Origin of the sequence: Duganella sp. Root336D2 (assembly GCF_001425005.1) — a bacterium.
Classification (GTDB): domain Bacteria; phylum Pseudomonadota; class Gammaproteobacteria; order Burkholderiales; family Burkholderiaceae_D; genus Rugamonas.
In genome coordinates, this window is sequence record NZ_LMDB01000012.1 from 763,966 (window position 1) to 786,089 (window position 22,124).

General features: G+C 63.8%; 20 protein-coding genes. 10 read left to right on the forward strand and 10 right to left on the reverse strand.

All coding sequences use genetic code 11. The annotated features are described in order from the left end of the window. Position 1: 1 nt before the first annotated feature. Complete coding sequence (gene rph, locus ASD07_RS13660; RefSeq protein ID WP_055930814.1) at positions 2–730, forward strand: ribonuclease PH; 729 nt, start codon at positions 2–4, stop codon at positions 728–730. Here the strand turns inward: rph and ASD07_RS13665 are convergent. Next, positions 699–1,604, reverse strand: coding sequence for a LysR family transcriptional regulator (locus ASD07_RS13665; protein WP_055930818.1), 906 nt, complete (start codon positions 1,602–1,604; stop codon positions 699–701). The two genes, rph and ASD07_RS13665, sit on opposite strands and share 32 nt — an antisense overlap. A gap of 102 nt (positions 1,605–1,706) precedes the next feature. Between ASD07_RS13665 and ASD07_RS13670 the strand changes: the two genes are divergently transcribed. Genes ASD07_RS13670 through hemW form a run of 3 tightly spaced genes read left to right on the forward strand, consistent with a single transcriptional unit; the run spans position 1,707 to position 4,562 of the window. Further along, on the forward strand, positions 1,707–2,711 hold the full coding sequence (locus ASD07_RS13670) for an NADP-dependent oxidoreductase (protein WP_055930820.1): 1,005 nt from the start codon (positions 1,707–1,709) through the stop codon (positions 2,709–2,711). 31 nt (positions 2,712–2,742) lie between these two features. After that, the gene (gene rdgB / locus ASD07_RS13675; protein ID WP_055930823.1) at positions 2,743–3,330 is read left to right on the forward strand and encodes an RdgB/HAM1 family non-canonical purine NTP pyrophosphatase; all 588 of its coding nucleotides are present in this window, start codon (positions 2,743–2,745) and stop codon (positions 3,328–3,330) included. Then, a complete protein-coding gene (gene hemW, locus ASD07_RS13680) occupies positions 3,327–4,562 on the forward strand; it encodes a radical SAM family heme chaperone HemW (RefSeq protein WP_055930826.1) in 1,236 nt (411 codons plus the stop codon). The genes rdgB and hemW overlap by 4 nt, the downstream gene beginning before the upstream one ends. A 426-nt stretch (positions 4,563–4,988) precedes the next feature. Here the strand turns inward: hemW and ASD07_RS13685 are convergent, their stop codons facing one another. From ASD07_RS13685 to tal, 6 genes are all read right to left on the reverse strand, one after another. Next, complete coding sequence (locus ASD07_RS13685; RefSeq protein ID WP_082507296.1) at positions 4,989–6,779, reverse strand: methyl-accepting chemotaxis protein; 1,791 nt, start codon at positions 6,777–6,779, stop codon at positions 4,989–4,991. A gap of 94 nt (positions 6,780–6,873) precedes the next feature. Continuing rightward, positions 6,874–7,947, reverse strand: coding sequence for a hypothetical protein (locus ASD07_RS13690; RefSeq protein WP_055930829.1), 1,074 nt, complete (start codon positions 7,945–7,947; stop codon positions 6,874–6,876). After that, positions 7,947–9,422: an efflux transporter outer membrane subunit gene (locus tag ASD07_RS13695; protein WP_082507297.1), complete on the reverse strand. Its 1,476-nt coding sequence runs from the start codon at positions 9,420–9,422 to the stop codon at positions 7,947–7,949. The genes ASD07_RS13690 and ASD07_RS13695 overlap by 1 nt, the downstream gene beginning before the upstream one ends. After that, positions 9,419–12,565: an efflux RND transporter permease subunit gene (locus ASD07_RS13700; RefSeq protein ID WP_055930832.1), complete on the reverse strand. Its 3,147-nt coding sequence runs from the start codon at positions 12,563–12,565 to the stop codon at positions 9,419–9,421. Before ASD07_RS13700 ends, ASD07_RS13695 begins: the two co-directional genes overlap by 4 nt. A 12-nt stretch (positions 12,566–12,577) precedes the next feature. Then, a complete protein-coding gene (locus tag ASD07_RS13705) occupies positions 12,578–13,771 on the reverse strand; it encodes an efflux RND transporter periplasmic adaptor subunit (protein ID WP_055930835.1) in 1,194 nt (397 codons plus the stop codon). Positions 13,772–13,903: 132 nt separating this feature from the next. Further along, complete coding sequence (tal, locus tag ASD07_RS13710) at positions 13,904–14,833, reverse strand: transaldolase (protein WP_055930838.1); 930 nt, start codon at positions 14,831–14,833, stop codon at positions 13,904–13,906. Between the two features lie 118 nt (positions 14,834–14,951). Between tal and ASD07_RS13715 the strand changes: the two genes are divergently transcribed. From ASD07_RS13715 to ASD07_RS13725, 3 genes are all read left to right on the forward strand, one after another. Then, positions 14,952–15,326: a hypothetical protein gene (locus tag ASD07_RS13715; protein ID WP_055930841.1), complete on the forward strand. Its 375-nt coding sequence runs from the start codon at positions 14,952–14,954 to the stop codon at positions 15,324–15,326. 15 nt (positions 15,327–15,341) lie between these two features. Then, on the forward strand, positions 15,342–16,598 hold the full coding sequence (locus ASD07_RS13720; RefSeq protein WP_055930844.1) for a D-amino acid dehydrogenase: 1,257 nt from the start codon (positions 15,342–15,344) through the stop codon (positions 16,596–16,598). Positions 16,599–16,674: 76 nt separating this feature from the next. Continuing rightward, positions 16,675–16,950 (forward strand): DUF4242 domain-containing protein, encoded by a 276-nt coding sequence (locus ASD07_RS13725; protein ID WP_055930847.1) that lies wholly within the window; start codon positions 16,675–16,677, stop codon positions 16,948–16,950. Here ASD07_RS13725 and ASD07_RS13730 read toward each other — a convergent pair. Further along, positions 16,947–17,888: a GGDEF domain-containing protein gene (locus ASD07_RS13730; protein ID WP_229207142.1), complete on the reverse strand. Its 942-nt coding sequence runs from the start codon at positions 17,886–17,888 to the stop codon at positions 16,947–16,949. The genes ASD07_RS13725 and ASD07_RS13730 overlap by 4 nt on opposite strands. Positions 17,889–17,969: 81 nt before the next feature. Between ASD07_RS13730 and ASD07_RS13735 the strand changes: the two genes are divergently transcribed. From ASD07_RS13735 to ASD07_RS13745, 3 genes are all read left to right on the forward strand, one after another. Continuing rightward, complete coding sequence (locus tag ASD07_RS13735; RefSeq protein ID WP_055930852.1) at positions 17,970–18,374, forward strand: hypothetical protein; 405 nt, start codon at positions 17,970–17,972, stop codon at positions 18,372–18,374. A gap of 73 nt (positions 18,375–18,447) precedes the next feature. Next, complete coding sequence (locus tag ASD07_RS13740) at positions 18,448–18,831, forward strand: PA2779 family protein (RefSeq protein WP_055930854.1); 384 nt, start codon at positions 18,448–18,450, stop codon at positions 18,829–18,831. Continuing rightward, positions 18,831–19,751, forward strand: a complete 921-nt coding sequence (locus ASD07_RS13745) for a PA2778 family cysteine peptidase (RefSeq protein ID WP_055930858.1) — start codon at positions 18,831–18,833, stop codon at positions 19,749–19,751. Before ASD07_RS13740 ends, ASD07_RS13745 begins: the two co-directional genes overlap by 1 nt. A gap of 3 nt (positions 19,752–19,754) precedes the next feature. Here ASD07_RS13745 and ASD07_RS13750 read toward each other — a convergent pair whose 3' ends face one another. Together ASD07_RS13750 and zwf are read right to left on the reverse strand one after the other, a co-directional pair. After that, entirely contained in the window at positions 19,755–20,609 is an 855-nt protein-coding gene (locus ASD07_RS13750; protein ID WP_055930861.1) for an SIS domain-containing protein, read from the reverse strand. Continuing rightward, positions 20,609–22,081 (reverse strand): glucose-6-phosphate dehydrogenase, encoded by a 1,473-nt coding sequence (zwf, locus tag ASD07_RS13755; protein WP_055930864.1) that lies wholly within the window; start codon positions 22,079–22,081, stop codon positions 20,609–20,611. Before zwf ends, ASD07_RS13750 begins: the two co-directional genes overlap by 1 nt. Positions 22,082–22,124 lie beyond the last annotated feature (43 nt).

Genomic DNA, 22,124 nt, shown 5'->3' on the forward strand with positions numbered 1-22,124 from the left:
CATGACCACTGTCAACCGCCCGAGCGGCCGCGCCGTCGATGCGCTGCGCAATATCCGCATCACCCGCGACTACACCAAGCACGCCGAAGGTTCGGTGCTGATCGAGTGCGGCGACACCAAGGTAATCTGCACCGCCAGCATTGAAGAGCGCGTGCCCGGTTTCCTGAAGGGCAAGGGCCAGGGCTGGATGACGGCGGAATACGGCATGCTGCCGCGTTCCACCCACTCGCGCATGGACCGCGAAGCCGCCAAAGGCAAGCAAAGCGGCCGCACCCAGGAGATCCAGCGCCTGATCGGCCGTTCGCTGCGCGCTGCCTTCGACCTGGAAGCTTTCGGCGAACGCACCCTGCAACTGGACTGCGACGTGATCCAGGCCGACGGCGGTACCCGCACCGCGTCGATCACCGGCGCCATGGTGGCGGCCTATGACGCCTTCTCCAAGCTGAAGGCGCGCGGCATGATCGAAACCATCCCGGTCAAGCACTTCGTGGCCGCGATCTCGGTTGGCGTGTACAAGGGCGTGCCGGTGCTGGACCTGGACTACCTGGAAGATTCGGATTGCGACACCGACATGAACGTGATCATGACCGACGCCGGCGCCTTCGTGGAGGTGCAGGGCACCGCAGAAGGCGCTGCTTTCGACCGCGCGGCCATGAATCGCCTGCTGGACCTGGCCGAAGGCGGCATCAAGGACCTGGTCAAGCTGCAGAAGCAGGCGCTGGGTCTGTAACTGCTCCCAAGCGCTGCCGCAGGAAGTCCACGAAAGCGGCAGTCTTCAACGGCAGGAATTCGCGCGCCGGGTACACCGCGTAAGTAGCGGGGCCCGGCGGCAAGTCCACATCCTCCATAATCCGCAGCAATTGGCCGCTGGCCAGTTCGTCGGCGACGATCGGCAAGGGAACCTTGATGATGCCCGCGCCGCCCGCGGCGGCTGTCACCAGGGCGCCGCCATCGTTCATCTGTAATGGGCCGTCGACCCGCACCGTGCCGGCTTCTCCGAAATTCCATTCGTCATAAACCCGCGCACCGACTGCGTAGACCAGGCAGGCGTGCTGCTGCAGTTCCTGCGGCGTGCGCGGCGTGCCCTTGCGGGCCAGGTAGGAGGGCGCTGCGCACACCACGCTGGGGCTCTCGGCCAGCTTGCGCGCCACCAGCGTCGAGTCGACCAGGGCGGAAGTGCGGATTGCGACGTCGATTTGCTGGGCGATCAGGTCCACCATTGCATCGTCCAGCTGCAGCGAAATCTTCACCTGCGGGTGGAGCGCCGTGAAATCGGCCAGCAGCGGCACCAGCACGCGCCGTCCGGCCATCGAACAGGAGACGCGCAACAGGCCGCGCACTTGTTGCTGGTAGCTGTCAGTGAGGTGGGCGATCTTGTCCAGCGAGCGCTCGATCTGGCGCGCTTCCTCCAGCACCAGTTGTCCCACTTCGGTCAGCGCGAGCTGCCGTGTTGAGCGCTGGATAAGGCGGGCGCCGAGGTCTTTCTCCAATTGGGCGAGCTGGCGCGATACGACGGACTTGCCGCAGCCTAGCTTGACTGCTGCGGCACTGATACTGCCGGACTGGATGATGGTGGCAAAAATGGCAAGGCGTTGCGGGTTCATTGTTCCTCCCTGGTCAACAATGTAATGCCAGTTCGTTGACTTATCAAGCGTGAATGAGGTCCGTACACTGGCGTCATTCAATCTCCCGAGGAGTTCTGCACCATGACCAATAACCGCCAGTTCCTGCTTGCCCGCCGCCCAGAAGGCGCCATCCAGCGTTCCGATTTCGAACTTGCCGCAACGCCGCTGCGCGCCTTGGCGGACGGTGAGATCCTGATCCAGGTATCGCACATTTCGCTGGATCCCGCCATGCGCGGCTGGATGAACGCGTCGACCGAGTCGTACATGCCGCCGGTGGCGCTGGGTGAGGTGATGCGCGCCATTGCAGTTGGCCGCGTTGTCGAATCGCGCAATCCCGGCTTCGCAGCAGGCGAACATGTCACCGGCCTGCTGGGTGTGCAGGAACACGCGATCCACAGCGGCGCTGGACTGAACAAAGTCGACCCGTCGCTGGCGCCACTGCCATTGTTCCTCGGCGCGCTCGGCATGCCGGGCCTCACCGCCTATTTCGGCCTGCTCGACGTCGGCCAGCCGAAAGAGGGCGACACAGTTGTAGTTTCCGGTGCGGCCGGTGCGGTCGGTGCCCTGGTGGGGCAGATCGCCAAGCTCAAAGGTGCGCGGGTGATCGGCATTGCAGGCAGCGCCGATAAAGTGCGTTACCTGGTCGAGGAGCTGGGCTTTGACGCGGCGATCGACTACAAGACCGAAGACGTGGCGGCAGCGTTGCGCCAACATGCGCCGAAGGGTATCGACGTCTTCTTCGACAACGTGGGCGGCGCCATCCTCGATGCGGCGCTGGCCAACCTCGCACATGGTGCGCGCGTGGTGATCTGCGGTGCGATCTCGCAGTACAACAATACCGATGCCGTGGCCGGGCCGTCGAATTACCTGCAACTGCTGGTCAAGCGCGCCACCATGCGCGGCGTGATGGTGGGCGACTACTATCACCGCGCGATGGAAGCCATCACCACCATGGGCGGCTGGATCCAGGCCGGCAAGCTGAAAACCCGCGAACATGTGGTGCAAGGCCTCGACACTTTCCCAGAGACCTTCGCCAAGCTGTTCACCGGCGCCAACCAGGGCAAGCTGGTGCTGCAAGTGGTTTAAAATATCGGCTCTTTCAAAAGAGCCGATATTCATGACACAACGCATCGTTCTCGCATCGAACAACAAGGGCAAGCTCAAGGAATTCAACGAGCTGCTCTCGACCATTGGTTTCTCTGCCCATCCGCAGGGTGAATTCGACGTCCCTGAGGCGGATGAGCCTTTCCACACTTTTGTCGAAAATGCACTGACCAAGGCGCGCCACGCAGCGCGCCTGACCGGCTTGCCGGCGCTGGCCGATGATTCGGGCGTATGCGTCAATGCGCTGGGCGGTGCGCCTGGCGTGTATTCGGCGCGCTATGCAGGCGAGCCGAAATCGGACGCGCGCAACAGCGAGAAATTGATCGCCGACCTGGCAGCGCATGCCGACAAATCGGCCTACTATTACTGTGTGCTGGTGTTCGTGCGCCACGCCGACGACCCGCAGCCGGTGATCGCCGACGGGCGTTGGGAGGGCGTGATCTCGGCCGAAGCGCGCGGCGAAGGCGGCTTTGGCTACGACCCGTACTTCCTGATTCCTGCGCTGGGCAAGCACGTGGCCGAACTGGCACCGGAAGAGAAGAACCGACTGTCCCATCGCGGCCAGGCCCTGCGTGCATTGGTAGAGAAGCTGAAGAAATGATCCCGATCAAGCCGGTCGGCAATGCCGTACCAAGCCGCACCATCGACAGCGCCGCCGGCGTCGCTGCTACCTACCTGCGCCCGGGCGCGCTGAACCTGCAAGCCCTGCCGCCATTGTCGCTATACATCCACTGGCCGTGGTGCGTGCGCAAGTGCCCTTATTGCGACTTCAATTCGCACGAGGCGAAGGGCGAAGTGCCTGAGAAGGCATACCTGGACGCGCTGCGGCGCGACCTGGAAATGTCGCTGCCCCTGGTCTGGGGCCGCAAGATCTACACGATCTTCATCGGCGGCGGCACACCGAGCCTGATGTCGGCGGCAGGCATGGAGCGCCTGATGTCGGACTTGCGCAGCCTGCTGCCGCTGGACGGCGCCTGCGAGATCACGATGGAGGCCAATCCCGGCACCTTCGAGGCCGAAAAGTTCCGCTCCTACCGCGACAGCGGCATCAACCGCCTGTCGATCGGTATCCAGAGCTTCAACAGCGAGCACCTGAAGGCGCTGGGCCGCATCCACGACGACGGCGAAGCAAAGCGCGCGGTAGAAATCGCGCTGGCGAACTTCGACAACTTCAACCTTGACCTGATGTACGCGCTGCCCAACCAGACGCTGGAACAGGCACGCCAGGATATCGAGACCGCGATTAGATTCAAGCCGCCGCACCTGTCGCTGTACCACCTGACGATGGAGCCGAACACCGTATTCGCGAAGTATCCGCCGCAGCTGCCGGACGACGACCTGAGTGCGGACATGCAGGACATGATCGCCGAACTGACTACCTCGAACGGCTACGGCCACTATGAAGTATCGGCCTACGCCAAACCTGGCCACCAGGCACGCCACAACCTGAACTACTGGCAGTTCGGCGACTACCTCGGCATCGGCGCCGGCGCCCACACCAAGCTGTCCTTCCCGCACCGCGTGCTGCGCCAGGCGCGCTACAAGCAACCCCAGTCCTATATGGACGCGGTGGCAGCTGGCAATCCGGTGCAGGAAGAGCGCGAACTGTCTCGCGACGAAATGGGCTTCGAGTTCATGTTGAACACCCTGCGCCTGCAAGGCGGCTTCGAGCCGAACCTGTTCGCCGAACGTACCGGCGTCGCGCTCAACACCATCGAGAAGCAGTTGAATGCAGCCGAAGCCAAAGGCCTGCTTTACCGTGACCACATGCTGATCAAGCCAACCGAATTGGGCCAACGCTTCCTCAACGACCTGCAGCAAATGTTCCTTTGATGGACGCCAGGGCCGTTTTCAACGGCTACCCCAGGACTCCTCCAAGTCGGTGCCACAAGTCGGTACCAGGTCTGTCATTTGGACAGCTAGCGCTCACATTTGACGAATCTCAAAGTGCGAATTTGGCCGATTTCGCGTATTGATATTTATCAAAGAGTCGGCTCGCCTGTCCGAATGACAGACCTGGCACCGACTCATTTCCCGTGGCACCGACTCATTTCCGAATGACAGACCTGGCACCGACTCATGGCACCGACTCATGCCGATCCCAACATTGCAAACGACCATAAGCGTAACGCGCTCGACTACGCAAAAAACGTCGCATCGCCTGCCTCGATAGTGTCGCTATTGGAGAAAGCCCAAGGCCTTAAGAAACCTAAGCGGTAGATGGACCTGGCGATCCATCCCGCGTCGATCGTCCAGGCGTTAAAACTCTTCCCATTCGTCATTGGCCGCAGCCGGGGTGCGGCGTTCCGACTTGGTGCGTCGTTCCGTTGTCCGATCCTCTGCGGCGCTGGTCGTGGTATTTGCGTTGCGTGGCTTGGCTCGTGCATCGGGTGCGACCAGGCGCTTGGGCGGAGCAGCTTCGATGGACGCGGTGCCCGCTCCCTGATCTGCGACGCGGGCGGCAGGGCGGGGCTGGGCGCTCCAGCGTGCGACTGCTTCCGTCCCAAGCTTGAACGAGGCGGCGACTTGCGCGAGCTGGGCGGCCTGTTCCTGCATGCTGGCTGCAGCGGCGGCGGCTTCTTCCACCAGGGCGGCATTCTGCTGCGTCACCTGGTCCATCTGCCCAATGGCCTGGTTCACTTCATCGATGCCGACGCTTTGTTCGCGGCTGGCCGAGGTGATCTCGCCCATGATGTCGGTTACGCGGCGTACGCTGGTTACCACTTCACCCATGGTGGTGCCGGCCTGCTGCACCAGCGAGGTGCCGGTATTGACCTGTACCACGGAGTTGTCGATCAGTTCCTTGATCTCTTTCGCTGCTGCGGCGGAGCGCTGCGCCAGGTTGCGCACTTCGGAGGCGACCACGGCGAAGCCGCGGCCTTGTTCGCCGGCGCGTGCTGCTTCCACGGCGGCGTTCAGCGCGAGGATGTTGGTCTGGAAGGCGATGCCGTCGATGGTGCCGATGATGTCGACGATCTTGCGCGAGGAGGCGTCGATGGAGCCCATGGTTACCACCACCTGGCCGACAATTTCGCCGCCGCGTGCGGCCACGTCGGACGCGGCTTGCGCGAGCTGGTTGGCCTGGTTCGCGTTGTCGGCGTTCTGGCGCACGGTGGATGTCAGTTCTTCCATCGAGGAGGCGGTTTCCTCCAGTGAGCTGGCTTGCTGTTCGGTGCGTGAGGACAGGTCCAGGTTGCCTTCTGCGATTTCGCTGGAAGCGGTGGCGATTGCGGTGGTACCGGTCTGTACCTGGCTCACCACGCGGCGTAGCGCATCGTTCATCCCACGCAACGCCTTCATCAAGTCGCCGATCTCATCGCGTGCGGTCTGTTCGTCGAAATGGGTGGTCAGGTCGCCTTCGGCCACGGTGTTGGCGATGCCGAGTGCGGAATTCAGCGGCGCCGTGATGCTGCGCGAGATGACCCAGGCTGCCCAGGCGCCGAAGGCCAGCAGCAGGATGCCAAGGGTAAGCATCAGGCGGTTGCTGCGCGCGTTGGCTTCGTTGATGCCGGCCGCCGTGGCGTCGATGGCCTTGCGCTGCTGCGCCAGCAAGTCCTTGACCCGCTCCTGGTAGGCTTTGGCTGCTGGCTCGAACACGTCGCGGTACAGGCGTTCGCCTTCCGCCGCATCGCCAGCCTTCTTGGCGTTCATCACCTGGTTCTTCGCATCCTGGTATTTGGCTCGGATGGCGACTGCGTCCTGGTAGATCTTGCGTTCTTCATCCGACTCCAGCAAGCCTTCGATGGACTTCAACAGCTCGGCGCCGCGCTTGGCACTGTCGGCAATCGCGGTGGCGAAGGTGTTCGACAGTTCGCCGTCGCTGCTGCGCGCGATCATCTGCGTGCGTGCGACTGCCGAGTAGATCAGTACATACCAGTCCGAAACGATGCGCTCCTTGGCCAGCGGCCGGTCCATCATGGCGCGCGTAGCGTTGGCGGTTTCGTTGGAATGGTAAAGGGCGTAGCCGGTGCCGATCGCCGACAGCAGCAGGACGATGCCGAAGCCCGCCGCGAGGCGGGGCCCAATACGGAGCCGGGACAGGAATTGCATACAAGCCTCCAATGAGTTGGAGTTCTAGTATGCACCTGAATAGTTGCGTGGTAGATATCCCGTTGCAAGGCTGCAACAAGGAGTAACGCCTGATTTAGAACTGCTGAGCTATCTTCAGGTCCGGTTTCTCGGCCCATTGCGCCAACGCGTCGGCCATGCGCTGGCTTTCGCCAATTGCAGAAGTCCAGTCGCGGATGCGGGCGGCGTGCTCCTGGCCGTAGTGCTTGAAGTCCGTGCGGTCGGGCAGTTTGCGGTTCGGCAGGCCCGCCACGAAGGATGGCGAGGGTGAAACCAGGATCACGTTTTCCAGTGCGCTGTCGCGGGCGCGGCGCCACGGCATCGATTTATCGAGCCAGCCCGGCACGATATGGTCGGTGAAGTGCGGATACAGCACCAGGCCAACGTCACGCTGGTAGGGCAGGTGCAGGTGATAATCGATCAGGCCGCCGTCCCAGTAATCGCCGGGCGGCGCGCCGAGGATGTCGCTGACCGCTTCCAGCACCAGCGGGATCGAGCCGGAGGCCAGCAGGGCGGAGTGCAGGTTCTGCTCCGACAGGCCGATATAGTGCGAGGCGAAGGCATCGAAACTGGTGCGCAGCCAGGCCGCATCGTCGCGCGTGTCGTGGAAGACCACACGCTCCATGGCGCCGGCCAGGCGGCTGCGCGAGACGGCATTGCCGGCAGCGGCGCGCAGGAAGCCTGCCATTTCGCGCCAGCGGCTACCGCGCGTGCCGGCCAGCGGTCCGATACCGCGCACCGTGATCACCGACAGCAGGTAGTCGGGATTGGTCAGCATTTCGTTGCCGCGGCCATCGAGCACGCAGTCGAGCAGGCCGCGAATGACGCGGCTGACGTAGGCGGCGTCCACCTTTTCTGGGTAGGTCTGGCGGACATAGTGGTGGGCCAGGCGCTGCTGCGCAGCCACTGGATCGTGGAAGGCGCCGGCCGCCATGCGCCAGGCGCCGATCGAGGCGCCGATCAGGCGCCGTTTGCGCGGCGCCTGTTTCAGCCAATCGCCGAACATCCATTGGTCGATGCCGTTCAGGATCAGGCCTTTGGGGCCTCCCGCCGCTGCAGGGATGATGGCGATGTCGGAGGCCTGGAAGCCTTCGCGCTCGATGCGTTGGCGGGCGCGTTGGCCGAGCCGGATACTGATCGGTGAATCCACTACTTCAAACCTCCTCCAAGCGCGCGGTACAAGTCGATGGCGCTGGTCGTGCGCAGCAGGCGTGCCTGGACCAGGGCCTGCTCCGCGGTGAACAATTCGCGTTGGGCGTCGAGCACGTCGAGCGAGCTGGCGACCCCGTTTTCAAAGCGCAATTGTAATAGACGCAGGCGTTCGGCCTGGGCGTCCTGCACTGCGCGCTGGGCGGCCACCTGTTCGCCGAGGTAGCTGCGCGCGGCCAGTGCGTCCGCTACTTCGCGGAAGGCTTGCTGGATGGTCTTCTCGTAGTCGGCCACGGCGATATTCTTGCGGGCGTGGCTGACGTCGAGGTTGGCCAGGTTGCGGCCGGTGTCGAAGATCGGCAGCACCAGTTGCGGGGCGAAGCTCCAGGTGCTGCTGCCGCTTTCGAACAGGCCGCTGAAATCGCGGCTGGCGCTGCCGATCGCGCTGGTCAGCGTGATGCGTGGGAAGAAGGCGGCTCGGGCGGCGCCGATGTTGGCATTGGCGGCTTTCAGGCGCTGCTCGGCGGCGCGGATGTCGGGGCGGTTGGCCAGCAGGTCGGATGGCAGGCCGGCGGTCAGTGCGGACATGGCGTCGGCTTGCGCATCTTCCGTCGGGGCCGGGCCGCCGGTCGCGATGCCGGCTGGCAGAGTTTGGCCAAGCAGAAGGGCCAGCGCGTTGCTGGCTTGCGCGCGCTGGCGGGCCAGCGAAAGGGCGGCGGCGCGGGCGGTCTCCATCTGCTGCTCGTTGGAGCGCAGGTCGAGGCGGGAGGAGGCGCCGCCTTCCACACGTTGCTTCGTCAGTTCGAAGGTGCGCTTGCGGGCGTCGTAGGTGCTTTCGGCCAGCGTTTGCTGTTCGGCGAAGGCGCGTTCGGTGTAGTAGGCCTTTGCGACTTCGGAGACCAGGCTGATTTGTGCTGCTCGCCTGGCTTCTTCGGTGGCGAGGTAGCTGGCGAGGGCGGAGTCGCTCAGGCTTTTTACACGGCCAAAGAAGTCGAGCTCGAAGGCTGAAATGCCAAGGCCGGCGTCAAAGCGTTCGTTGATTTGCGCCTGGCCGCTGGAGTTGGCAAAGCCGGGCGCGCGGCTGCGCGATTCGCTGAGCGTGGCGTTCAGCGTTGGCAGGCGATCGGCGCGCTGGATGCGGTAGGCGCCGCGCGCTTCTTCGATGCGCAGGGCGGCGATGCGCAGGTCGCGGTTGTTTTCCAGCGCTGTCGTGATCAGCTGCTGGAGGCGTCCGTCAGGGAAGAAGGTGCGCCAGCCGGTTTCGGCGGCGGTTTGCGTTGCGCCGGCCGTTGCAGCGCTGCCGGAGGCGCCGGCGGAGGGCTGCACGGCAGGGAAGGCGTCAGCCACCGGCGCAGCGGGGCGCTGGTAGGCAGGCGCCATCGAACAGCCGGAGACCGCACCGGCCAGCAGCAGTGCGGCGGCCAGGGTGCGGGTGCGCGAAGCAGGCGAGGAATTGGAGAGAGAGGGCTTCATCATTGCTTCGACTCCGGAAGATCGAGTTCATGCGCGGCGAGGCGGCGTTGCCGTTCGCTGCCTTTGAAGATACGGCGCACGACCACAAAGAACACGGGCACCAGGAATACGGCCAGCACGGTGGCAGTAATCATGCCGCCCATCACGCCGGTACCGATGGCGCGCTGCGAGGCCGAACCGGCGCCGGAGGCGATCACCAGCGGCAGCACGCCGAGGATGAAGGCGAGGGAGGTCATGATGATCGGGCGGAAGCGCAGGTGCACCGCTTCCAGCGTCGCTTCAACCAGCCCTTTGCCTTGCGCCTGCAAGTCCTTGGCGAATTCGATGATCAGGATCGCGTTCTTGGCGGACAAGCCGATGATCGCAATCAGGCCGACCTTGAAGTACACATCGTTCGGCAGGTCGCGAAGGTGCGCACCGAGCAGGGCACCGAGCACGCCCAGCGGCACCACCAGCAGCACCGCCACAGGAATCGATTCCGATTCGTACAGCGCGGCCAGGACCAGGAAGGCGGCCAGCATGGACAGGGCAAACAGCGCCGGGGCCTGCGAGCCGGACAAGCGTTCTTCGGCCGATTGTCCGGTCCACTCGATGCCGAAGCCCGGCGGCAATTGCTCGGCCAGGCGCAGCAGCTCCTCCATCGCCTCGCCGGTAGAATGCCCTGCGGCTGCATTGGCGCTCAGGCGGTAAGCCGGATAGCCGTTGTAGCGCACCAGCTGGATCGGGCCGGTCACCCAGCGCGTATTGGCGAACGAGGCGAATGGAACCATTGTGCCGGTGCTGCTGCGCACGTTCAGGCGCAGGATATCTTCCGGCTGCATGCGGCGCAGTTGGTCGGCTTGCACGATAACGCGCTGTTGGCGCCCGCTGGCGGCAAAGTCGTTCACGTAGGACGAGCCGAAGGAGGTACCCAGCGTGGCCGTGATATCCGAGAAGGCCACGCCCAGCGCATTGGCCTTTTCGCGGTCGATATCGACCTGCAGTTGCGGTGCGTCTTCCAGGCCTTCCGGACGCATGCCGGCCAGGATCTTGCTCTTGCCCGCCAGTTCGAGAAGCTGGTTGCGCGCCGCCAGCAGGGCTTCGTGGCCAAGGCCGCCCCGGTCCTGCAGGCGGGCCGTAATACCGGTGGCGTTACCCAATTCGCGGATCGGCGGCGGGCTCAGTGCGAAGACTTGCGCGTCCTGGATATGCGCCAGGCCGCCGAAGGAGCGGCCGGCAATCGCATCGGCCGACTGGTCAGGTCCGCGCTCTTTCCAGTCTTTCAGCGGCACGAACACCAGGCCGGCATTCTGGCCGCTGCCGGAGAAGCTGAAACCTGCCACCGCGATGGTGCGCGCCACGCCCGGCTGGGCGCGGAAGTAGGAATCCACTTCGGCCAGCACGGCCTCGGCGCGGTTGCGCGAGGCGCCGGGAGGCAGCTGCACGTTGGCGATGATATAGCCCTGGTCTTCGTTCGGCAGGAAGGAGGAGGGCAAGCGCACGTACAGCCACGCCACGATACCCAGCAGCGCGGCGAAGATCAGCAGGAAGCGGCCGGTGCGCGTCAGGATCTTGGCCACCCAGCCTTGGTAATGCGAGGCGGTGGAAGCGAAGCCGCGGTTGAACCAGCCGAAAATGCCGGTCTTGGCATGATGGTGGCCGGCTTCGACCGGTTTCAGCATGGTCGCACACAGCGCCGGCGTCAGCGACAGCGCCATCAGCGCGGAGAACACCATGGCCGATACCATCGACAGCGAGAACTGGCGGTAGATCGCGCCCACGGCGCCGCCGAAGAATGCCATCGGAATGAAGACGGCGATCAGCACCAGCGTGATGCCGATGATCGCGCCGGTGATCTGCGACATGGCCTTGCGCGTCGCATCGCGCGGCGACAAGCCTTCCTCGCTCATGATGCGCTCGACGTTCTCCACCACCACGATCGCATCGTCCACCAGGATACCGATGGCCAGCACCATGCCGAACATGGTCAGCACGTTGATCGAGAAGCCGAATATCTGCATGGCGGCGAAAGTACCCATCAGCGCGACCGGCACCACGATGGTCGGGATCAGGGTGTAGCGGAAGTTTTGCAGGAAAATGTACATCACCAGGAACACCAGGGCCACAGCTTCCAGCAGGGTCTTGACCACTTCCTCGATGGAGATCTTGACGAACAGCGAGGTGTCATACGGCACGGTGTATTTCAGGCCCGGCGGGAAGTACTTCTGCAGCTCGTCCATCTTTTCCCGCACGATGGTGGCGGTGGCCAGGGCGTTGCCGGTCAGCGATTGCTGCACGGCGATGGCGACGAATGGCTGGCCGCTCAGGCGCGCCTGGATGCCGTAGCTGGCGCCGCCCAGTTCCATGCGGGCCACGTCGCGCAGCCGCACCAGCGAGCCGTCACGGTTGGCGCGCAGCACGACCTTGCCGAATTCCTCGACCGACGACAATTGGCCTGTTACCACCACGGGCGCGAACCAGGCCTGCGAACGCGGGTTCGGCAGGTCACCCACCGTGCCGCCTGCCACCTGGGCATTCTGCTGGCGGATCGCGGTCGTCACGTCGCTCATATTGAGCTTGTAGCCGGTTAGCTTGTCGGGGTCGACCCAGATCCGCATCGAGCGCTCGGTACCGAACAACTGGGCCTGGCCCACGCCCGGCAGGCGTTTGATTTCATTGAGCACGTTGCGCGCCAGGTAGTCGCCGATCGCAGTCGGGTCCATGCTGCCGTCGGTCGAGTAGGCGCCGACGAACATCAGGATGTTGGAACGCGCCTTGTTGACCTGGACGCCTTGCTGGATCACCGCCTGCGGCAGGCGCGATTCAACGCGCTTGATGCGGTTCTGCACGTCCACTGCCGCCAGGTCGGGATTGGTGCCGGGCTGGAAGGTGACTGTGATGCTGACGGAACCGTTCGAATCGCTTTGCGACTCGACGTACTGCAAGCCGTCGGCGCCGTTCATCTCCTGTTCAATGACGGAGGTGACGGCATCGTCCAGCACCTGCGCGGTGGCGCCAGGATAAGTGGCGCTGACGACGATGGACGGCGGCGCGATGGTCGGGTATTGCGCCACCGGCAGCATGGTGATCGCCAGCGCTCCACCCAGCAGGATGAAGAGGGCGATCACCCACGCGAATACGGGGCGGTCGATAAAGAACTTTGCCATGTGGCGGCCCCTTTACCTGGCCGCCGGGGCGGATGCGGCAGGCGCAGCGCCTGCCGGTGCCGGTCCGGATGCCGGACCTTTCCACGGAACCGCATTGACGGTGCCGCCTGGCTTGGTTTTCTGGAAGCCTTCCACGATGATGCGCTCGCCGCCTTTCAGGCCGGAGCTGACCACCCATTTGCCGCCGGCTGCGGCGTCGGCCTTGACCGGCACCGAGCTGACCTTGTTGTCGGCGCCGACCACCAGCACCGTGGCGCCTTCCGCGCCGCGCACGACGGCTTGCTGCGGCACGGTGATGGCCGATTCATTGACGCCTTGTTCCAGTCGGGCGCGCACGTACATGCCCGGCAGCAGGTTGCGTTCGGGGTTGGGGAATTCGGCGCGCATCGATACCGAGCCGCTGGATTCGTCGACTGCGACATCGGAGAACAGCAGCTTGCCGGGGCGAGAATATTCCTGTCCGTCTTCGGTCAGCAGGGTGACGCGCGCCTGGTCCTTGCCGGCGCTTTTGAGCGTGCCCGCAGCCAGTGCCTGTTTCAGGCGCAGCAGCTCTGCGGAGGATTGCGTGATGGTGACGTAAATCGGGTCCAGTTGCTGCACGGTCGCCATTGGCGTCGCTTCGTTCTGCCCAACCAGTGCGCCCTCGGTGACCAGGGCGCGTCCCACGCGGCCCGAGATCGGCGCGGTGACTGTGGCATAGCCCAGTGTCAGCCCCGCATTCTTGCGCGCGGCGCGAGCCGACTGCAATTCGGCGCCAGCCTGCTTCTGCGCGGTGACCGCGTCGTCGTATTCCTGCTGGCTGACTGCCTGCGCTGCCAGCAGCGGCTTGTAGCGCTTGGCCTTGAGGTCGGCCTGCGCCAGGTTGGCTTCAGCGCGGGCGATGGCGGCATCGGCGCTTTCCACATTGGCCTGGAATTGCGCGGGATCGATGCGGAACAGGACTTCACCGGCCTTGACATCGCCGCCCTCCCTGAATACGCGCTGCAGCACGATGCCCGGCGTACGCGCTCGCACCTGGGCAATGCGCGAAGCTTCGACGCGGCCCGGCAGCTCATTGGTGATGGTGACTGCGCCGCTGGTGGCGGTGATCACGGATACGGTGGGAGGGGGCGGGGCGGCCTTGTTGGCGTCTTTCTTATCGCCGCAGGCCGCAAGGGTAAGCGACAGGGCAATTGCCAGCGGCAGGGTGCGCAATACAGGTTTCATTGGCGTCTCGTTTTGGGAGGGTGGGACTGCGCCGAAAATTGTATAACACTGTCAATTGTAACGTTTTGTACAGCCAAAAATAACAAAAAAGGACGCCGAAGCGTCCTTTGCCTGCAAAGAACCGGGCGGCGCTTAGCGAATTGCCGAGATCATCTGCTTCAGCTTATTGGAGTCGGCCACGAAGGCGCGGATGCCTTCGGCCAGCTTCTCAGTCGCCATCGCATCTTCGTTGAGCATGAAGCGGAAGGTCTTCTCGTCCATCGAAATCTTGACGGCGGTGCCGGTATCGGCCGGCGACAGCTTGCGCTCGACCGGTGCCTGGGTGTCGGCCAGTTTTTGCAGCAGGTCCGGCGAAATGGTCAGCAGGTCGCAGCCGGCCAGTTCCAGGATCTGGCTGGTGTTGCGGAAGGACGCGCCCATCACTTCGGTTTTGTAGCCGAATTTGCGGTAGTAGTTGTAGATGCGCTTGACCGACTGCACGCCCGGATCTTCGGCGCCCAGGTAGTCGATGCCCGTGGATTTCTTGAACCAGTCGTAGATGCGGCCGACGAACGGGGAAATCAGCTGCGAGCCCGCTTCGGCGCAGGCGATGGCCTGGCACAGCGAGAACAGCAGGGTCATATTGGTGCGGATGCCTTCCTTCTCCAGTTGCTCGGAAGCGCGGATGCCTTCCCAGGTAGAGGCAATCTTGATCAGCACTCGTTCGCGTGGAATGCCGGCCTTTTCATACAGGGCGATCAGCTCACGGCCTTTGGCCACATTGCCCGCCACGTCGAAGGACAGGGCGGCGTCGATTTCAGTCGAAACGCGGCCTGGCACGTACTTCAGGATCTCGGTGCCGAAGGCGATCAGCAGCTTGTCGATGATTTCGCCGGTGGGAGCGTTCGGGTTGTCGCGCACGGCTTTTTCCAGCAGCGGCTTGTATTCATCCTTCTGCACCGCCTTCAGGATCAGCGAGGGATTGGTGGTTGCGTCTTGCGGCGCATAAGCCTTGATCGACTGGAAATCGCCGGTGTCGGCAACAACGGTAGTGTATTGCTTGAGCTGTTCGAGCTGGTTCATTGCAGTCCTGGATACGTGAGGGACAAAAAACCTATTGTACTAAATCAGCGCGGCCCGCCATGTTGCGTTTACAATGGGGACTATTAGTATTTTCATATTTTGGTCTGAGGAGTTAGCCATGGTTTTGGCAATCGTTGGAGCGCTGCTGCTGGCGCTGGGTCTGTTTTCTGGAGCTGCGCTGGTCCTGGCGCAGCTGGGCGTCGGTGGACTGGTGGCCGGCGTTTCGCTGTGGCTGATGTTCCCGCTGTTCAGCGTAGCGGGCTACCTGTTGTTTGCCACCGGCGCACGCGTGGCCAATTTCCGCGTGCTGTCGTTTGCCGTGTCGATCGCCTTGCTGCTGCTGGCGCTGGGCTGCGCTGTAGCCCTGGTGGCCGATGCTACTGCTCTGATGGCGCTGCACGGCGGTACCGGTGCGCTGTGGTATGTATTGCTGATTGCCGGCGTGCTGGGCGCCAGCGGCGCCGCATCGCATGGAAGGACGGCGGCGCAGTAAGTAGCTGGCACCCTCATGAAATCAGTCGCGGTCATCGGCGGTGGCATCAGCGGCGTTACGACGGCTTACGCGTTGGCGCGCCGCGGCCTCCAGGTCACCTTGTTCGAGCGCCATCGCTATCCCGCGATGGAGACCTCTTTCGCCAACGGCGGCCAGCTTTCGGCCTCCCATGCCGAAGCGTGGAATAGCTGGAGCACGGTAGGCAAAGGCCTGAAGTGGATGCTGCGCAGCGATGCGCCGCTGCTGGTCAACCCGAAGCCGAATTGGCACAAGCTGTCCTGGTTCGCCGAATTCCTGGCCGCCATTCCCCGTTACGAAGCCAACACAATCACCAGCACGCGGCTGGCGATTGCGGCGCGCGAGCACCTGTTTGGCTGGGCGCGCGAAGAGGGCATCGATTTCGACGCACGGCATGAGGGCATCCTGCATGTCTACCGCGACAAGGCCGGTTTCGACCATGCGGCGCGGGTAACCGGCTTGCTGGAGCAGGGCGGCTTGCAGCGGCGCGCCGTTACGCCGGACGAGATGCGGGCGATCGAGCCGGCGCTGGAGGAGCGCTTCTACGGCGGTTTCTTTACCGAGAGCGACAGTACGGGCGACATCCACAAATTCACGGTGGGACTGGCGCAAGCCGCTGAAGCGCGCGGCGTGCAGATGGTGTACGGCGCCGACGTGCGCAGCGTAGGGGCGGGCGGCGATAGTGCGCGGCTCAGGTTCGCGCTGGACGGCGTGGAGGAGGAGCGTTGCTTCCATGCGCTGGTTGTCTGCGCCGGTACGGCCAGCCGCGAGATTGCCGCCATGCTGGGCGACCGCGTCAACGTCTATCCGGTAAAAGGCTATTCGATCACGGTCATGCTGGAGGACGCGCCAAGCCGCGCTGCGGCGCCCACTGTCAGCCTGGTGGACGATGCGGCCAAGCTGGTAAGCAGCCGGCTGGGCGGCAACCGCTTCCGCGTGGCGGGAACGGCGGAATTCAACGGCTTTAACCGCGACATCCGCGCCGACCGCATCGCGCCGCTGGTGAACTGGGTGCAGCAGTGCTTTCCCGGCGTCAGCACGCGGCAGGTGGTGCCGTGGGCAGGCTTGCGGCCGATGATGCCGGACCTGATGCCGCGTGTCGGGGCGGGCAGGCGGCCGGGCGTGTTTTACAACACGGGCCATGGCCACCTGGGATGGACCATGTCGGCTGCTACTGCTGAGATCATTGCCGGGCAGGTGCAGGCGGCGCTCGAACCGGGCGCGCAGCGCGGGCGCGCACCGTTGGCAGCGTGACTGGACAGCGCGGCAGGATGGTCTATGGTGAAGATTGGCGGCTCGGCCGCGAATCAGGGAACCCAAGGAGATCATCATGCCCCGCTATATTGTTGAGCGCACTTTCCCGGACGGCTTGCACATTCCTGTCAACGCCGATGGCGCCAAAGCCTGCGACGCCGTGATCGGCACCAATGCCCGCAGCGGCGTCACCTGGATCCATTCCTACGTGAGCGACGACCTGCGCAAGACTTACTGCCTGTATGAAGCCCCGTCGCCGGAAGCGATCCGCGAGACGGCGGAAATGAACCAGCTGCCGGTGGATAAGATCACCCAGGTGACTTCGCTCGATCCTTACTTCTACAAAGGTTAGGCGGGCTGCCCGACGATCACGCGGTTGCGGCCTTCGCGTTTGGCGGCATAGAGTGCGCGGTCGGCCGCTTCCAGCAGCGCCTTGGCGTCTTCCAGGTGATCCTTGTCGAAACTGGCGACACCGATGCTCAGCGTGACGTGCGGGTGAACGGCATTGGGCGCGTGCGCCATGTTCAGCGATTCCACGTAGGCGCGGATCACTTCCGCATGCTGTGCTGCCTGTTCCGGCGTGGTATCCGGCAGGATGGCTGCAAATTCCTCGCCGCCGTAACGCGCAGCCAGGTCGGCCGGCCGTTGCAGCCGCGAGGCGAAGGCTTCCGCCACCATGGTCAGGCAGGCGTCCCCTTGCTGGTGGCCAAAGTGGTCGTTATAGGCCTTGAAGGAATCGATATCCATCAGCAGCAGCGACAGACTGGCACCCTGGCGCTGGGCGCGGCGCAGTTCACGATCCAATGCCACGTCGAAGTGGCGGCGGTTGGCGATGCCGGTCAGGCCATCGACATAGGATTGCGCGCGCAGCGCTTCGGCCTGGCCGCGCAGTTGGCGTTCACGGCCGACGGTATTGCTGACGTCCGCCACCTCGACCAGGCAAAAGCGCTCCTTGCCTTCGTTGAAGGGCGTGAGCGTAACGGACTGCTCGATACGTTCGCCGCCCCAGGTGCCGGCGGCAAACAGCGGGAAGGGCGTGCGGTCCTGGTTTTGCGGCAGCACGGACGGCAGATTGTTGGCCAGGGCAGTGTGCAGCGACTGTTCGATGCGCTTGCCCGACAATTCGGGGAAAGCTTCAACCAGGGTCAGTCCCAGCACGCGGGGTGGGGCCATGCCGGAGCGGCTGGCCAGCCATTGGTTCCAGAAAACGATGCGTTGGTCGGCGTCCAGCACCATCAAGCCGAGGTTGGCGAGGCCTAAAACACGGCCATATAGTGTCGATTCTTGCATGAAAGGCATTATATGGATTTTAGAGTTTTGCGTCGGATTTTAGTGTTGAGCAATTGCTCTACAGAAAAATATAATACCGCTATGAAAAAACTTACCATCCTGGCCGCGCTGTGCGCCGCCTTCTCCGCGCACGCTGCAGAAGCTACCCCGCAAGCGGCACTCGATCATTTCCTGAAATTCGAACTGGACGGCGGCCGCCTCCACAACGATACCGAAGGCTATTACGAACAGGTGCACCTGGTCGACGGCTGGAAGACTGACGCCGTGAGCTGCGAAGGCGCGCGCTGCAAGGCCACCGTCACTTTCACCTACACCCCGACAACCGGGCTCGATATGGAGCAGGCCGTACCCCACCCGAAGGGCGGTAGCGCGCAAGTCGAGTACATCGTTCTGCAGAAGGGCGGCCAGTGGCAGGTGGAATCCGGCAAGGACACGCCGCACGTGTCGCGCGTCGCCATGGAAAAAATGTTGCGAGAAGGCCTCTAATTCATCAATCGTGCGTCAGGTGAGTTGCTCCTTGGATATAATTGGTGAGATTTATATCCTTGGAGTAATTTAAATGAAAAAATTCATCGTACATTTCCTGATGTCGGCCTTCGTCGTCGTGGGCTTCCAGCAAACTGCCCAGGCCGCCATGATCGGCACCGCACAAGTTGCAGCAGCAGACGCAGCGGCGCAAGTCCGCGCACGCCTGGTAGCTGAACTGCAACGCGCCGACGTGCAAATAGCACTGGAGCGCAACGGCATCACCATGGAAGCAGCGCAAGCCCGCGTGGCTGCGCTGACCGATGCCGAAGCCGCATCCCTGGCGCAGCAGGTTGATTCCCTGCCAGCCGGCGGTGATGGCCTGATCGGCGCCCTGGTCTTCATCTTCGTGGTGCTGCTGGTGACCGACATCCTCGGCCTGACCAAAGTCTTCCCGTTCACCCGCTCCGCACGTTGATGACACGGCGCCTGCTTGCCACGGCAGCAGTAGTCCTGCTGCTGGCAGGTTGCGCCACCCAGACCCGTGCGCTGCTCGCTGGGCCGCGCACCGGGCCGCACCAGCAGGAACTCAGCTCGACCCCCTTCCACGCCCAGGAGCGCTATCAATGCGGGCCTGCCGCGCTGGCAATGATGCTGGGCGCAGCGGGCGCCGAGGTTTCGCCCGAGGCCCTGGTGCCCGAGGTGTACCTGCCAGGACGTGAAGGCAGCTTGCAAATCGAACTGCAGGCCGCCGGGCGCCGCCATGGCGTTGTGACCGCACGCATTCCGCCCCGCATGGACGCACTGCTGGCGGAACTTGACGCCGGCCATCCCGTGCTGGTACTGCAAAACCTGAGCCTTCCAATTTTCCCGAAGTGGCACTACGCGGTGGTCATCGGCTATGACATCGACAGCGGCGAAGTGATCCTGCGCTCAGGAACTACGCGGCGCCTGACGATGCCGCTTTCTACTTTCGAACACACATGGAAACGCAGCGGCTACTGGGGCATGGTGGCGCTCGCGCCAGGCCAGATGCCTGCCACCACCGAGTTGGCGGAGCTGCAGACTGCACTGGTGGCCTTTGAAAAGTCGGCGCCGCCGCAGGCAGCGCAAAAGTCGTATCGCGCCGCCCTGCAGCGCTGGCCGGACGCACTGCCGCTGCAACTTGGCCTCGGCAACAGCGCGTACGCCGGCGGCGACCGCAAGGCCGCAGCCGAAGCATTCCGCAGCGCCGCCACAGCGCACCCGGACAACGGCGCCGCCTTCAACAACCTGGCCGTCGTGCTGGGCGAGCTGGGCCAAATGGACGAAGCGCGCACCGCCGCGCAGACCGCCATCAAGCTCGGCGGCCCATGGCGCGAAGAAGCCGAAGCCACCCTGCGCTCGCTGCAGAAATAAACGTTAACCGATGAAGGAGTCGAACTGCATGTCGAATTCCTGCAGGGCCTTTTGGGCGTTCTGCATTTTCTTGCGGAATTCGGGGCCGCGTTTCAGGGCCAGGCCTACGGCCAGTACGTCGATCACTACCAGGTAAGCCAGGCGCGCCGAGATCGGTGTGTATGGGTCGGTGTTGAAGATCAGGTCGATCGGGATCAGTACCGTGGCCGCTTCCGCCAGCGGGGTGCCGGAGGGCGCCAGCACGATCACGTCGGCGCCGCCTTCTTTCGCCAGCTTGGCCGAGCGCACCAGCGCCGGGCTGTTGCCGCGCTGGGAAATCGCCACCACCGCGTCGCCTTCATGCAGCAATGCCGCCGAAATACTGTGGATGGCCGGGTCGGCGTAGGCCACGGTCGGCACGCCGGAACGGAAGAACTTGTGCTGCGCATCGGCGGCTACGATGCCGGAGGTGCCGTGGCCGTAGAATTCGATCTTGCGTGCGCGCGACAGGATGTCGAGCGCTTTCTGCACCGGTTCTGCGTTGAGGTTATTGCGCAGGTCCAGCAGCGTGTTGATGGAGCGGCTGCAAATCTTGTTTACCAGGTCGGCTGCCAGGTCGTCCTGCGCCGGCTGGTCGTTCAGTCCGGGCAGGGCGAGGGCCAGGCCTTGCGCCAGCTTCAGTTTGAATTCATGCCAGCCGTCGTAGCCGAGCGTGCGGCAGAAGCGCACCACGGTCGGCTCGGACACTTGCGCACTCTTGGCCAGCGCCGTGATATTGGCACCCACGGTGCGGGCTGGGTTGTCTAGCACGGCCAGCGCGACCTTGCGCTCCGATTTGGAGAGCGAGTCGAGCTGGGTGCGGATGGAATCGAGCAGCATTAGTCTTCCGGCAGTGCTTCTTCGCGCCATTGTAGCCCGTCGCGGCCGATCAGGGCACTGGCGGCGGCCGGGCCCCAGGTGCCGGAGGCGTATGGCAGCGGCGCGGAATCGTCCTGCTCCCAGTTGTTCAGGATCGGTTCGACCCATTCCCAGGCGGCTTCCAGCTCGTCGCCGCGCATGAACAGGGTCAGTTGGCCGCGCAGCACATCCAGCAGCAGGCGCTCGTAAGCGTCCATGCGCGGCATCTTGAAGGTTTCGCGGAAGTCCAGTTCCAGTTCCGCCGGTTTCAGGCGCATGCCTTCGCCCGGGGTCTTGGCCATCAGGTTCATGCGCAGGCCTTCGTCCGGCTGCAGGCGGATCACCAGGGAATTCGGCTGGAAGCTGGAGGTCGGCTGGTTGAAGATCGAGTGCGGGATCTGTTTGAAGCGCACCACGATCTCGGCCAGCGAGTCGGCCATGCGTTTGCCTGTGCGCAGGTAGAACGGCACGCCGGCCCAGCGCCAGGTGTCGATTTCCACTTTCATGGCGACGAAGGTTTCGGTCTTCGAATTCTGCGGCGCTTCCGGCTCGTCGCGGTAGCTTGGCACCGCCTTGCCTTCGACGTGGCCGGCGCGGTACTGGCCGCGCACGATGTTCTGCGCCAGGGTGGTCGCGGTGAAGCGTTTCAGGGAGCGCAGCACCTGCAGCTTGGAGTCGCGCACGGCGTCCGGCGCGATCGAGGTGGGCGGCTCCATGGCGACGATACAAAGCAACTGCAGCAGGTGGTTCTGCAGCATGTCGCGCAGCGCGCCGGAGGTGTCGTAGTAGCCGATGCGGTTGCCCACGCCCAGTTTCTCGGCGATGGTGATCTGTACGTCGGAAATCCACTCGCGGCGCCACAGCGGTTCGAACAGGATGTTGCCGAAGCGCAGGGCCAGCAGGTTCTGCACGGTCTCCTTGCCCAGGTAGTGGTCGATACGGTAGATCTGCTGTTCCTCGAAGACCTGGCCAACTTCCTTGTTGATCTGCTTGGCCGATGCCAGGTCGCGGCCGAGCGGCTTTTCCAGCACCACGCGCGAGTTGGCGGTGGCCAGGCCGTTGTCCTTCAGGTTGTCGCAGATGCGCGAGAACAGGGCCGGCGGGGTGGCCAGGTAGTAGACGCGGGTAATTGCGGGATCGGTGCGCAGCGCTTCGACCAGGCCTTTGTAGGTGGTTGAGTCGGTGGCATCGAGTGCGACATAGACGATGCGCGCGGTGAAGCGGCTCCAGTTCTCGTCGGTAGCTTTGGCTGATTTGATATGGGGACGCGAGGTGGTCGTCACCATATTGATGAACTCTTCCTGTGTGCTCTCCTGGCGGCCGACGCAAACGATGCGCGCGGTCGGCGGCAGGTCGCCGCAAATATCGCGGCTAAACATAGCGGGCAGCAGTTTGCGCATTGCGAGGTCGCCGCTGCCGCCAAACAGAACCAGGTCGAAATCAGAGAGAGCCATAATCGTTTTCAGGTGAGTTACAGGGTTTACTTCGGTCTACGTA

Bases quoted from the DNA above. Each gene is read 5' to 3' on its own strand.
- rph (WP_055930814.1), top strand. From the start codon at position 2: ATGACCACTGTCAACCGCCCGAGCGGCCGCGCCGTCGATGCGCTGCGC.
- ASD07_RS13665 (WP_055930818.1), bottom strand. From the start codon at position 1,604: ATGAACCCGCAACGCCTTGCCATTTTTGCCACCATCATCCAGTCCGGC.
- ASD07_RS13670 (WP_055930820.1), top strand. From the start codon at position 1,707: ATGACCAATAACCGCCAGTTCCTGCTTGCCCGCCGCCCAGAAGGCGCC.
- rdgB (WP_055930823.1), top strand. From the start codon at position 2,743: ATGACACAACGCATCGTTCTCGCATCGAACAACAAGGGCAAGCTCAAG.
- hemW (WP_055930826.1), top strand. From the start codon at position 3,327: ATGATCCCGATCAAGCCGGTCGGCAATGCCGTACCAAGCCGCACCATC.
- ASD07_RS13685 (WP_082507296.1), bottom strand. From the start codon at position 6,779: ATGCAATTCCTGTCCCGGCTCCGTATTGGGCCCCGCCTCGCGGCGGGC.
- ASD07_RS13695 (WP_082507297.1), bottom strand. From the start codon at position 9,422: ATGATGAAGCCCTCTCTCTCCAATTCCTCGCCTGCTTCGCGCACCCGC.
- ASD07_RS13700 (WP_055930832.1), bottom strand. From the start codon at position 12,565: ATGGCAAAGTTCTTTATCGACCGCCCCGTATTCGCGTGGGTGATCGCC.
- ASD07_RS13705 (WP_055930835.1), bottom strand. From the start codon at position 13,771: ATGAAACCTGTATTGCGCACCCTGCCGCTGGCAATTGCCCTGTCGCTT.
- tal (WP_055930838.1), bottom strand. From the start codon at position 14,833: ATGAACCAGCTCGAACAGCTCAAGCAATACACTACCGTTGTTGCCGAC.
- ASD07_RS13715 (WP_055930841.1), top strand. From the start codon at position 14,952: ATGGTTTTGGCAATCGTTGGAGCGCTGCTGCTGGCGCTGGGTCTGTTT.
- ASD07_RS13720 (WP_055930844.1), top strand. From the start codon at position 15,342: ATGAAATCAGTCGCGGTCATCGGCGGTGGCATCAGCGGCGTTACGACG.
- ASD07_RS13725 (WP_055930847.1), top strand. From the start codon at position 16,675: ATGCCCCGCTATATTGTTGAGCGCACTTTCCCGGACGGCTTGCACATT.
- ASD07_RS13730 (WP_229207142.1), bottom strand. From the start codon at position 17,888: ATGCAAGAATCGACACTATATGGCCGTGTTTTAGGCCTCGCCAACCTC.
- ASD07_RS13735 (WP_055930852.1), top strand. From the start codon at position 17,970: ATGAAAAAACTTACCATCCTGGCCGCGCTGTGCGCCGCCTTCTCCGCG.
- ASD07_RS13740 (WP_055930854.1), top strand. From the start codon at position 18,448: ATGAAAAAATTCATCGTACATTTCCTGATGTCGGCCTTCGTCGTCGTG.
- ASD07_RS13745 (WP_055930858.1), top strand. From the start codon at position 18,831: ATGACACGGCGCCTGCTTGCCACGGCAGCAGTAGTCCTGCTGCTGGCA.
- ASD07_RS13750 (WP_055930861.1), bottom strand. From the start codon at position 20,609: ATGCTGCTCGATTCCATCCGCACCCAGCTCGACTCGCTCTCCAAATCG.
- zwf (WP_055930864.1), bottom strand. From the start codon at position 22,081: ATGGCTCTCTCTGATTTCGACCTGGTTCTGTTTGGCGGCAGCGGCGAC.